Source organism: Bacteroides propionicigenes, from assembly GCF_018390535.1.
GTDB lineage: Bacteria > Bacteroidota > Bacteroidia > Bacteroidales > Bacteroidaceae > Bacteroides > Bacteroides propionicigenes.
Map to the genome: position 1 here is coordinate 92,262 of NZ_JAHBBW010000013.1, position 13,065 is coordinate 105,326.

The 13,065-nt window shown below is 41.8% G+C and carries 9 protein-coding genes; 2 read left to right on the plus strand and 7 right to left on the minus strand.

Translation table 11 applies throughout. The annotated features are described in order from the left end of the window. The first annotated feature begins 13 nt into the window (after nt 1-13). Both KG118_RS14525 and KG118_RS14530 read left to right on the plus strand, forming a co-directional pair. Nucleotides 14-238, plus strand: a complete 225-nt coding sequence (locus tag KG118_RS14525; RefSeq protein ID WP_117710865.1) for a hypothetical protein — start codon at nt 14-16, stop codon at nt 236-238. A 22-nt stretch (nt 239-260) separates the two neighbouring features. Continuing rightward, a complete protein-coding gene (locus KG118_RS14530; RefSeq protein ID WP_117710866.1) occupies nt 261-1,922 on the plus strand; it encodes a putative transporter in 1,662 nt (553 codons plus the stop codon). A 127-nt stretch (nt 1,923-2,049) separates the two neighbouring features. On the opposite strand, the gene KG118_RS14535 is transcribed toward KG118_RS14530, so the two are convergent. The 7 genes from KG118_RS14535 to KG118_RS14565 form a co-directional block, all read right to left on the minus strand. Continuing rightward, on the minus strand, nt 2,050-2,679 hold the full coding sequence (locus KG118_RS14535) for a cytidylate kinase-like family protein (RefSeq protein WP_117710867.1): 630 nt from the start codon (nt 2,677-2,679) through the stop codon (nt 2,050-2,052). Between the two features lie 98 nt (nt 2,680-2,777). Then, nucleotides 2,778-4,778, minus strand: a complete 2,001-nt coding sequence (hepC, locus tag KG118_RS14540) for a heparin-sulfate lyase HepC (RefSeq protein ID WP_117710868.1) — start codon at nt 4,776-4,778, stop codon at nt 2,778-2,780. Between the two features lie 18 nt (nt 4,779-4,796). Then, a complete protein-coding gene (locus tag KG118_RS14545; RefSeq protein ID WP_117710869.1) occupies nt 4,797-6,086 on the minus strand; it encodes a DUF4995 domain-containing protein in 1,290 nt (429 codons plus the stop codon). Between the two features lie 200 nt (nt 6,087-6,286). Continuing rightward, nucleotides 6,287-7,960 carry a RagB/SusD family nutrient uptake outer membrane protein gene (locus KG118_RS14550; RefSeq protein WP_117710870.1) on the minus strand — a complete coding sequence of 558 codons (1,674 nt, stop codon included), beginning with the start codon at nt 7,958-7,960 and terminating at the stop codon, nt 6,287-6,289. 21 nt (nt 7,961-7,981) lie between these two features. Continuing rightward, nucleotides 7,982-11,194 (minus strand): SusC/RagA family TonB-linked outer membrane protein, encoded by a 3,213-nt coding sequence (locus tag KG118_RS14555; RefSeq protein ID WP_213388559.1) that lies wholly within the window; start codon nt 11,192-11,194, stop codon nt 7,982-7,984. 266 nt (nt 11,195-11,460) lie between these two features. After that, on the minus strand, nt 11,461-11,913 hold the full coding sequence (locus KG118_RS14560) for a cupin domain-containing protein (RefSeq protein ID WP_117710871.1): 453 nt from the start codon (nt 11,911-11,913) through the stop codon (nt 11,461-11,463). Nucleotides 11,914-11,945: 32 nt separating this feature from the next. Further along, nucleotides 11,946-13,061: an aldose epimerase family protein gene (locus KG118_RS14565; protein ID WP_117710966.1), complete on the minus strand. Its 1,116-nt coding sequence runs from the start codon at nt 13,059-13,061 to the stop codon at nt 11,946-11,948. Between the last annotated feature and the right edge of the window lie 4 nt (nt 13,062-13,065).

Here is a 13,065-nt window from a genome sequence, read left to right on the forward strand (position 1 = left end):
AAAATTAAAATAGATGAATAGTATTCATTTTGTCATCAAGAGACTTGCAAATATAAGGAAATACTTAAAACAAAAAGGCTTTTTAGGGAAAATTGCACTTACAGATGGCACTATGTTTATCCTTATTTCAGACATATTCCCCGCATACGCCTTGTTTTTGCAAAGTTGGTATTACAAAAAGAAAGGCAAACCCTTTGTTAGCTCCTCTTTATTAAGTAATTTTGCGCAAAAATTTTAAAAGCAACATATAATAAGGTACTATGAACTGGTTAGAAAGTCTTCTTTGGGACCCTTCATCCGTCGCTCATATCGTTTGCTTATATGCATTCGTTATATCTGTGGGGGTACTGTTGGGCAAGATTAAAGTTTTCGGGGTATCGCTGGGAGTCACATTTGTACTCTTCACCGGTATTCTAATGGGACATTTTGGATTTACAGGTGAAACACACATTTTACATTTCATCCGCGAATTCGGTTTGATTTTATTTGTGTTCTGTATCGGTCTGCAAGTAGGACCGTCGTTCTTCTCTTCTTTCAAGAAAGGAGGTATGACGCTGAATATGCTTGCTGTGGGTATTGTAGCACTGAATATCATTGTCGCACTGAGCATTTACTTCATCGACGGAAATATAGACCTGCCGATGATAGTAGGTATTCTGTACGGAGCCGTAACCAATACTCCCGGTTTGGGTGCTGCCCAAGAAGCGCTGAACCAGCTGAATTATACAGGAGACCCAATTGCGCTGGGATATGCCTGTGCTTACCCGCTTGGTGTAGTCGGCATCATCGGCTCCATTATCGCCGTACGCTATATCTGCCGCATTAACTTGAAGAAAGAAGAAGAACAGCTTAATACGCAAGAAGCAGATATGAAGCATATGCCGCATATGCTGCATTTGGAAGTGCGTAATGAGGCTATCGACGGCAAGAAGCTGATTCAGGTAAAGGACTTTTTGGGACGCTCTTTCGTATGCTCCCGCATTCGCCATGAAGGACACGTCAGCATCCCGAATCAAGATACGGAATTCCATATCGGCGACCAGTTGTTTATTGTATGTTCCGAAGAGGATGCTGAGGCTGTGACTGCCTTTATCGGTAAGGAAATCCAAGTGGATTGGGAAAAGCAGGACACTCCTATGGTGTCACGACGTATCTTGGTTACCAAATCGGAAATCAATGGAAAGAAACTGGGAAGCATGCACTTCCGCAGTATGTACGGCGTAAATGTAACACGCATCAACCGTTCGGGTATGGACTTGTTTGCCGATCCCAACCTTGTACTCCAAGTAGGTGACCGCGTAATGGTCGTAGGCCAACAGGATGCCGTAGAGCGTGTAGCCGGCGTATTGGGTAACCAATTGAAACGTTTGGACACACCGAACATCGTAACCATCTTCGTCGGCATATTCCTCGGTATCTTGCTGGGTAGCCTTCCTATCGCATTCCCCGGTATGCCGACTCCGGTGAAGTTAGGTCTGGCAGGCGGCCCGCTGGTTGTGGCTATCCTTATCGGACGCTTCGGACATAAACTGCATCTTGTGACGTACACTACCATGAGCGCTAACTTGATGTTGCGTGAAATAGGTATCGTGCTCTTCCTTGCCAGTGTAGGTATAGAAGCGGGAGAGCATTTTGTACAGACAGTAGTGGAAGGAAGCGGTTTGTCGTATGTAGGTTATGGTTTCTTGATTACAACCATTCCATTGCTGGTAATCGGCATTATAGCCCGCCTTTATTGCAAGGTAAACTACTTCACGTTAATGGGTTTGATTGCCGGTAGTAATACCGACCCGCCCGCATTGGCATATTCCAATCAGGCATCGGGTAACGATGCGCCGTCAGTAGGCTATTCTACGGTTTATCCGTTGACGATGTTCCTGCGTATTCTGGCAGGACAGATGATACTGCTGGCAATGATGTAGAAATTGGTTCAAAGCGTTTTCAACGCTATTAATAAATGGTGATGTGCCAAAACGAATTTTAGTTCTCATTCGTTTTGGCACATCACCGTTTATTTTCAATTATTATAAAGTTTATTTAGCGGGCTTTTCATAAATTCAGCTTCTTCCTTATGAACCCTTCTATATAACCGACCGTTTCATCAATTCCCAATACAGACGAGTCAATGCACAGATGATAGGTGGCTGCCGCTCCCCAAGTCTTATAACTATAGTAGTTATAATATTCCGCACGTCGTTTATCCGCTTTGTTCATCTTCTCCTCTGCTGCATTCTCGGAGATAGAGTGCAGACGGCATAAACGGGCTATACGATCTTCACGCGATGCGGAGATAAAGATGTTGACACAACGCGGATTATCCCGCAGAATATAGTCGGCACAACGCCCGACGAACAGACAGGACTTCTCGGAAGCCAGTTTGCGTATCACATCGCTTTGCACCTTAAACAGTGCATCGTTACTCAAGCAATTGGTTGCAGGCATGGCCCCGTCGCTGATAAACGGGAAGCGCATACCAAACAAGCCGCCTATAATTCCCTGAGAAGCCTTTTCATCGGCTTTCTCGAAAAACTCCCTGCATAATCCGCTTTCTTCGGAAGCAAGATTAATCAGTTCTTTATCATAGAAGTCAATGCCCAACCGGACAGCCAGCTTCTCTCCTATCTCTCGTCCGCCGCTACCCAACTGACGACCTATATTTACTACAAATTTATTGTCCATAGATATGTTTTCTGAATGATTGGTAGCAAATATAAGTATTCTCCTGCTAAATATCAAGTTCGGGCAGAGAATCCTTGTTTCTTAAACACTCATTTGGTTTACTTCAACAGAGATTCCAACCGGCGAGTCGTACCGTTAACAGAAACTTCCACCTTCACGCCTTTCTCATCAAAACCCTTGTTCAAGAATTTTGCCTTAAGAACCGGATAGGCAGCAACATCTTTTACCGGATAAATAATCGTTATATAACGTATGGCATCCGCATTGCCCTTGTTTACATCGAAAGACAAGGAAGTGCGGGGTACGCGTTGGCGATAGGCGGTGGAACGCCAGCCTTCTATCTCTTTCAAGGAGGCTTTCATTTCCGGGAAGCATTGCAACTTCACATTACTCGGACCTTCGTATGCCGTGGTTATCATATTCTTCTTTGCATCGATATTCACCGTGCCCTCACAGAAGTGATAATTCAGGTTAACCGTTCCTTCAGCATCACCAACCGCCTCATCTACTATGACATAATAGGTCCGGTCGACAAAGAATACCGTACGACGATGCTTCAAACCTTTGTAACTCGGATTTTCAGTAACCAAGATTTGTTCCTTACCTTCCGGTTGCCATAACTTGGTTGCAGACTGTGTAGTCTCAAGGTTACGGCCATCCAACGTCAACGTATTGTGCACACGTGTCTGGCGGAACCAATTGCGCAGTTTCATCACTTCAGCATCTCCTGCATAGACATATGCACCCGAATCGGGGAACAGATTCTTGCCGTTAAACCAAAGTTCGAAAGTACCGTTATCCGGTTGGCAATGCCATTCACCCTTAGGGCCGGCTTTCACTACCATTACGGTCGCATCCTTTTTCCAACCATTTCTGAAAGTGAAGAAACCCGATGTCAACGCACCATGAGACAGATAAGGCAAAGTAGAGCCTTCACGACCTTCTGTGGCATAATAGCGTATCCACTCATTCTCCGGAAAGAGCGCGAGCCAGTCACGGTAATTGGCAAGTTCAGACTTATAATCGCCTAACTTGGCATCACTGAAACAAGGATTGGTATAATCGGGAAAACAAATATTGGTATAAAACTCAATCATACTCTTTATTGTATCCAAATATTCTGTCGGGAATTCATTGCGAAATCCATTACAATCCGCCATACGCAGAGCCTTGCAGAATATATTGATTGCCGCCAAGTGATAGTGAGGGTCTAACTCATACTGACCGCCGTCATTATATACTTGCTTCTTGATTTCGCGATTCAGAATATTAATTCCACTCTCTCTCCAAGCGACGGCATCTTTGAATTCCGGGAAGAAAACACCGGCATATACCATACGCTGCGCTTCAAACAGCAGGTGATTACCTTGGTCCGAGTAATTCCCTAAAATAAATTCACCGTGGCGGTGGTAATTCACCAGAAACTCTGTCAGGAATTCCGGTGTAAATGCCTTTGATGTGCAGAACAAAAGGAACTGACCGGTCTGGTCCTGCAGACGATTACTAACTTCCAGCGGGCGCCATGCAAAACGAACATTATCCGCGTTGTCTCTTATCTCGCCGGCACTGACCAACTCGAACTCTTCTTTCTTGACCTGAGTCAGCGGATTCTTTTTAATCCAATCGAGATATTGAAAAGCCCATTCCTTGGCATACTTCTCATCACCCGACATACGATAGGCCTTACCCATAGGGGTAAACCATTTGTGGCGGTGAAGCTGCCAACGCAACTCATTATCCTTCACAGGCCAATATTCCCAGTTGATATCCTTACCGTAGTTGTATGAGGGCTGATAGCCTTTATGTACAAAAAAAGTGTGCTCCAAAGCATCGTCCGCCCATTTCTGTTCTTCTTTTGACAGGGTGAGGTTCTTCAAGTCAACGTCGGGATGTATGATATTTGTACGGTTACGGTAATAATTCAATAACTCTTGTGCGGCTTCATTCCATTTCTGTTGTGAGTACGCTGTTTTTACTTTCTCCAAACCCGGATAATCCAGATTCAGCAGTTCAAAAGCTTCTTTCCGGAGCTGCTGTGCATCTACAACAATGGTAATAGCCAAGAAGAGAGCGCTTAAAATGTATTTTACTACTTTCATGATATATAAATAATAAGATTAAATATTCTTGTAATCAATGCCTTTCACCTGCATATAACGAAGCAATGCCTCCAGATAGTAATAGTCGGCATAGTTAATCGGTGTATCTATTTCAGAACCATTGGGTAATGACCCGGTAGAATGCATCAATATAAAACCTTGATTGGTACCTACCTTTGCCAGATAGACATCCGATGAAAGGCTTTTGAGCAACTTTTCAGCATAATCAAAATAGATTTGCCCGTCTTCGGTCAGCGTACTCAGTTCTATAAAGGCAGAAGCGGTAATAGAAGCGGCAGATGCGTCACGAGGTGTCTGGGAGATATCCGGTGCATCATAATCCCACAAAGGAATTGCATCATCGGTTTTTACACGTTCCATAATCAGCGCGGCTATATTCTTAGCTTGTTGCAGGAATCCTGCATCTTTTGATTCACGATAACAAGATGTATAGCCATATACACCCCATGCCTGTCCGCGTGCCCATGAAGAGTTGTCATTCTGCCCTTGATGCGTACATTTCTTTTCTACTGTTCCGTCATTATTATAGCTGACTACATGATAGGATGAACAATCATCCCTAAAATGATTATTCATCGTTGTTTTTGCATGTTTCAGGGCAAGCTCCTTATATTTATCATCACCGGTGAGATGACTGACATAGAACAACAAATCCAGATTCATCATATTATCAATGATAACAGGGAAATTCCATTTACCGAAATCCCATGAACGGATGCAACCTATTTCCGGGTTAAAACGACCGCACAAGTTATCGGCAGTCTGTACCAGTGCTTGGCGAACACTGTCAGCCGGACACAGGCGATAAGCATTACCGTAACTGCAGTTCATCATAAAACCGATGTCATGCGTACCTTTATATTCACGCAAAGGATATAAGTAGTTTGTGAACTTGACAGCGTCCTTTTTCAGTCCTTCATCACCCGTCAGTTGGTAAGCATACCATAAATTACCCGGAAAGAAACCACTCGTCCAATCATAAATAGAAAAGCAATAACGACGGGAGCCTACTTCCCCTTTAACAGGCTTCACCCGCAAGGAGTCTGCAAAAGTTAGCGGTTCTTTCTCTAATTGGGTACACAAAAAGTCTGTACCATAACTTGTCCAAACAGAACGGGGCAGCCAAACGGAATCTCCCACATCATTCACAGTATATTTCAGCTGTTCGGCAGAAACATCTATGGCGTGCTTCAGCCAAGTATAATCCTCACTTGATTGTTTGGAAGAACAAGCAGAGAATCCGCACAATATTATAAGAATAAAACTAAACGATGATATTTTTTTCATTTCGTATACTATCTCCTATTTTATTTTATCAATCGAACAACTCATTTCAATTGGTATGTTTACAATCTCTGAAAAGTCAAAAAGATGTTTAACAGGGTTGACACAAAACAAAATAGCTTTGTGGCTTTGCCAACCCTGAAACACCTTTCAATATTCAAAGCAGAATTATCTCTGCTATTCGTCTATAACAATAAACCTATTTATTCATAACCGGGATTATTTTGGTTATTCAAAGCAGGATTAGCTTGTAATTCTCCCAATGGTATAGGGAAGAGTTCATGCTTGCCTTTCACAAAGTTGTCACCAGCCACATATTTACCATTCAATGATTTATCCATCTTAGTTTGGAACAACTTCAATGCATCGCCCAAGATACCCCAACGCAATAAATCATATTTTCGCTGACCTTCAAAAGCCAATTCAAAGCCACGCTCCCAATAAAGGGCAGTACGGAAATTATCAGCATTGTCGCCACCATTGAAGAAAGGCAGATCGTACAACTTCTTTTGCACATTCTTATATTCTTGCAAAGAATTAGTTTTAGTAGCACCCGCACGCCCTCTAACATCGTTTAACAGTTCCCAAGCTTTCGGGGTGTTACCTGTTTCATTATAAGCCTCGGCTGCCATCAACACTACATCAGCGTAGCGCAAAGGACAATAGTTGACACCTGTATTGTTAGGATCTATAAAGCCCAACGGCATCCACTCTCTACGCCACTTACCCGGATACCAATCCTGCAGTTTCTTATTTACAGTCTTTTTATGCGCCTTTTTATCTGCATCCCATTTGTATTGATAATCACATATCATTACATCCCTGCGCTTATCATTTGCTTCGAAGAAATCTTTCCAAGCAGGCATCACACGGAAGAAAGCATTGGCACGTCCCATGACTTCTTTCGGAGCGCCTGCACCCGGAGCTTCCACCAACGGTCCGTTATACGTAGCCCAAGTTCCGGAGTTATCTTTATAACCGCTTCCCGTAGGATTAAAGGCTATTTCCCACAGACTTTCTTTAGAGTTCAAGACACCGGCTGAATAGCCGATAAACAATTCTTTAAAACTGTTGTCGCCGTCATAAAAGCCATGATAACCTTTGCTCTGGAAAGTAGTCCATTCTGTGATTACAGCCTCAAAATATTCTTTACGTTTTGCTTCGTCCGGTCGAGTAAGGTTTCCATTTTGTTGCAAGCTGTAACCGGCACGTTGCAAATAGACACGCATCAATAAAGCATGAGCTGCTCCCTGTGAAGGAACTTCCGGAGAAAGTTCCGCACTTGCTTGTTGCAAGTTGTTTTTTGCAAAATTCAAGTCGTCAATAATGTAATCATATATTTCTTCACGACTTACACGACCATTGTTAATATCATTATATGAAAAAGTATATTCGGTTTTAAATGGGACATCTCCCCAATATTTAACCAAGTCGAAAGCCAAGAATGCACGCAAGAAACGCGCTTCAGCTACCAGTTCCTGCAGTTCGGTACTTTCTTCATACCCTTCCATTTTCTTAATATTCTCAATGGCGTAATTGGCACGGTCTATACCCATATACTTATACTTCCACAAATCGGCAATCCACGTATTGGTTGTTTTCACTGTATAATGCGCAATATCACGGCGCGTATTGTCTGTTCCGGTACCATTTATATAATAGGTATCATCCGAAGCCGGCATAGCCATTTCAAACTGTCCATAATGTTTATCTATGGCCAAACAGTCATAAATACCCACCACTGCCATTTTTGCATGATTATATGTCTGAAAATAAGCATCCTTCTCATAGTAAGAAGTAGGTTTTTCATCCAATTCGCAAGAGGTGAATCCTACTGCAATCAGTGCGCTGAGCGCAATCATTTTATATTTTTTCATCTTATTCTCCTTTTAAGGTTATTAGAAAGCTAAATTAATACCGAAAACGAACGAGCGGCTCTTAGGATAAGCACCAAAGTCCACACCCGGCGTCAAACCGTTACCCATTGTAGAAACTTCAGGATCAAAACCTGAATATTTAGTCCAAGTCAACAGATTGGAACCTGTAGCATAAAGACGCAGTTTACTGATACCAATCTTATTGAGCATCTTTCTCGGGAATGTATAACCCAACGTGATATTACTCAACTTCAAATAAGAACCGTCTTCTACAGCCCATGAATGAATATAAGTATCACCAATCTCATTGTCATATACGGCAGCAATTGTTTTGCCTCTATTCATTTCTTCCATTTCTTGGGGATCTGTAATCCATTCACCCTTCTTGTTCACCATTACCCAACGGTTGCTGGAGTTGGCGATATCCAATACATTTTTATTCTGCAAAGCAGTCTTAGTATTTGTCAGCTTGGTAGCATTGAACACATCGTTGCCAAAGCTGTAAGTCAAAAAGATACTCAAATCGAAGTCTTTATAAGTGAAAGTATTGTTGATACCACCGTAGAACTTGGGATAAGCGTTACCAATCACAGTCTTGTCATTTTCTGTAATCTTGTTGTCTTCGCTACCATCTACATTCTTGAATTTCCACATACCCGGTTTGACATCTGCCTTTTTACCGGAATAAGGTATACCATCTTTTAACGTATAAGTATTTGAAGCTGCATCATAATCAAAGTCAGATACCTGATACAGACCGTCTGTTACATATCCATACATCTGTCCTAATGGCTGATTCACACCGATAATATGCGTATTCTGGTTGTAACCGAAGTTAGCTTCCCAAAGTTGTACATCTTCACCGGTCAACTGTTTTACCGAGTTCTTATTGTGTGAAACCGTTACAGCTGTATTCCAAGTGAAGTCTTTAGTCATGATGTTGGTAGAATTGATTGTCAAGTCAATACCCTTATTTTCCGTTTCACCGGCATTGATAACCATCGTATCATAACCGGATGACGTAGGCAATTTGGCACTCAACAACAGATTGCTACTGCGGTTGATATAAAACTCAGGAGAAATAGTCAGGCGTTGGTTAAAGAAACCGAAGTCGAGACCAAAGTTGAATGTTTTGTTAGCTTCCCATTTAAGATCGGGATTAGGTATCTGCTTGGATATATAACCGGGCTGTGTAGAGTCACCGTTAGGATAAGTAACCGAACTTAGCATCGGCAAGCTCAGATAACTGTCAATACGGTTGTTACCGGCCATACCATAACCCACACGCACTTTCAAGTCAGAGAAGATGTTCAAATCCTTAATAAACTCTTCTTCGCCCAAACGCCAAGCTGCAGAGAATGCAGGGAAATATCCCCACTTGTTATTCTTACCGAACTTAGAAGAACCGTCTGCACGGAACGAAGCAGTAAACAAATATTTGTCTCTGAAATCGTAGTTGAAACGTGCAAAGAAAGAAAGCAGCTTATCATCGTAATTTTCGGAAGACGAAACCGCAGTCGGCAAGCCCAACGAAAGGTCGCCCAAACCTATATCATCGTTCGGAAAGTTGGCGGCAGCAGCCGAAAAGCGACGGTTCCAACGATTAACGTATTCCTGACCAACCATGGCAGTTATATCGTGTCCCTTGCCAGACCAGTTATAATTCAACACATTCGACGTTTGGAAGCTACCGTTTTCTATATTCTCAATGCTACCATTAATACTTGAACGCTTAGCTGTTATAGACTTATCACCATAGAATATATCATTGCGACGTGTTTGATAGCGCATACCCGTTGTGTTACGGAAAGAGAATCCTTTAAACAATTTCAAAGTGAAACCTCCATTAGCCTGGAATGTACGATATTCACGGTCTTTAGTCTCTTCGGCAGCAGAAAGTAAAGGATTCTGCATCACATTACCGGTATCATCCACCAAAAGCGGGTCTTCATCACCTAACAACAAATCGTCTGTACCACCGATACCTACCATCGGACGGTACTGCAGGATGTGCTGCATTTTATTGAAACGGTCACCACCTTCGGAGGTACCCATACCGTAAATTTTCATTTGGTCATAGCTAACACGAGCATTAACGCTTAAACGTTCGTTCAGTTTATGATTCATACTGAACGAGATGTTATGCTTCTTGTTACCACTGTACACCATAGCTCCCTCTTCATCATAATAAGAATACGCCAAGTTATAATTCAACTTGTCTGTTCCGCCTGAAACACCTACGCGATAATTCTGCGTCAATGCAGTACGTCCCAATGTTTCATCCTGCCAATCGATACCTGCACGGTTAGCATAGTTAGCATCGATGTCAGCATACTTTCCATATAGCTTTTCAAAATCAGCAACAGCTTTATCCAAGTTTTCCTGAGTACTGTTTTTAGCCGTAAGAGCACTATAATAACGACGTTCATAATCCAACATGGCAAACTCTCTGGTAGAAAGTACATCCAATTTCTTGGCTACTTTCTTAAAGCCTACATAACTATCGAAAGTAACAGTAGCCTTACCGTCTTTACCACCACTCTTTGTAGTAATAACAACAACACCATTCGCACCACGAGCACCATAAATAGCGGTAGCGGAAGCATCCTTCAAAATGTCAATCGTTTCAATTTCCGCCGGGTCAAGAGTAGACATACCGTCTTCACTGGGGAAACCGTCAATGATGTAAAGAGGTTCATTACTCTGAGTAATAGAAATACCTCCACGAACACGAATTGAGATAGATGAACCGGGAGCGCCTTCACTCTGTGTCACCTGCACACCGGCCATACGTCCTGCCAATGCTTGGGTTATATCACTCGTTGGCACTTTAGATAGTTCTTTGCTGTTAACTGATGCTACAGACCCTGTTAAATCTTTACGTTTAACTGTAGCATAACCGATTGCGACCACTTCATCCAACATTACAGCGTCAGCTTTCAATGTTACATCGATTACGTTTTTACCATTAACCTTTACTTCTTGGGGAGTCATACCCACATACGAAAATACCAACACATCTTTAGATGCATCATTTACTTTCAAAGAATAGTTACCATTCACGTCTGTAACTGTTCCTACACCGGCAGCACCTTTAATAGTAACACTACCACCGATTACTTCATATCCTTCGTTATCAATGACTTTTCCGGTTACAGTCAAACTTTGCGCATATACAGACATACTCACAAAGACGAGGATTAACATTAAAAATAGTTCTTTTAATTTGTACATAATAAATAAATCTAAGGTTCTACGTTAGAAATAATTTTTTCGACAGCAAACATACTGCAAATGCTAAAAAAAGTGTAAAAGTATTGTTTTTATTCATCACACTTTTACACTTTTCAAATGCTATTTTTGTACAATAAAGGATATTTTTGTATTGAAAACAAGGCCACACATATACACAGGCTCGTTTTTCTTTATCAAGTAAATATCTCTTGTCGTACTAATATTCGTTAATCAAGCTGTCTTTTCTACTAAGTCTGCCACTAATTTTATTTCAAAAAATCAGCTCTCATCGGAGCAAAACAATCTATGAGCACACCCGGCTCCAAACAAACACAACCATGCAGAATATCCGGTTCAATATAAATGCCATCACCGGCTTTCACTATTTTCTTCTCATTCCCTACTGTAAACTCAAACTTTCCGCTTGCCACATAAGTCGTTTGCGTATGGTAATGGGCATGAGGGGTTCCTATAGCTCCTTTCTCAAACTTCACTTTCACCAGCATCACTTGTCCGTCATAACCCATAATCTGGCGAGTAACACCCGTACCGGCCGGTTCCCATTCTTTTTCTCCGCTAATAAAAGTTTCACTGCGTGTTTTTTTTATCGGTTCACCTGCTGTCCTACCGTTTCCATCTTGTGCAGCGTATATTCCGGGAAGCATAAATAAAAAAATTCCAGCCAAGCATACATACTTTTTCCAATTTTTTGTTTTCATAATCTGTTTTTGTTTGATAATTATTTAAATACTTATAATATTTCAAATTTATATATAGTCGTTTGGCGATAGGTTTCTCCGGGTAACAATACAGTTGTAGGAAATTGCGGATGATGCGGAGAATCCGGAAAATGCTGCATCTCAAGACAAAACCCGAAAAACTTTCCATAGCGCAAATGCCCAACTCCTTTCAGATAACTCAAGTCCGAACCGGGGGTATAAAACTGCATTCCCGGTTCCGTAGTATATGCTTTCAAAACTCTACCGGACACAGAATCCACTACTTGGGCTACAAATGCCAAACTACCCGGCGCTTTATTGAGTTTGTAATTGGTATCATATCCCTTTCCTGATTGCTCTATACGCCGTTTTATAGGTTGTAAGGTTCTAAAATCATATTTCGTTCCCACTACAGACATAAGTTCTCCGGTCGGTATGCCTGTAGAGTTTACCAATGTAATAGAATCTCCCTTAATCATATAATAATGATTCAAGATTGATTCTTTGCACCCCGTCAAATTAAAATAGCTATGATTGGTCAGGTTTATTACAGTAGGCTTATCCGTAGATGCAACATAATCCAAAATAAGCTCATTGTCATTAGTAAATTTATAAGCCAATGAAAGGCTGAGATTTCCGGGGAAGCCACCTTCCATATCGGGACTGAGATATTTAAACACGACAATCGCCGTATCTCCTGCGGTATAACAAGTATCTGTCTTAAAGACTTGCAAATGAAACCCTTTTATACCGCCATGAATAGAGTGTTCCTTACTGTTTTTATCTAAATGATAGACTTTACCGTCCAAAGCTAGTTCCGCATTTTTAATTCTATTGGCAAAACGTCCTACCGTAGCGCCAAGCTTAGGTTGCCTGCCAAAGTAGTAACACAGGCTATCAAGCCCTAAAACCACCGGTTCAAACACACCATTTCTGTCCGGTGCGGACACATATGCTAAGGAAGCCGCATAGTTTGTCACTTTAACAGTCATTCCGTTTTTATTTACTATCTTGATAAGTTCCACGGATTTGCCCTCATGCTGCAAACTATCCTCCTTTGTTATGGAAAATCCGGACATATTCGTTTGCCCCCACAACGTCAGTGAGAGACAAACCAGCTGCACAAATAGCATAATTCGCTTGTTCATAGTA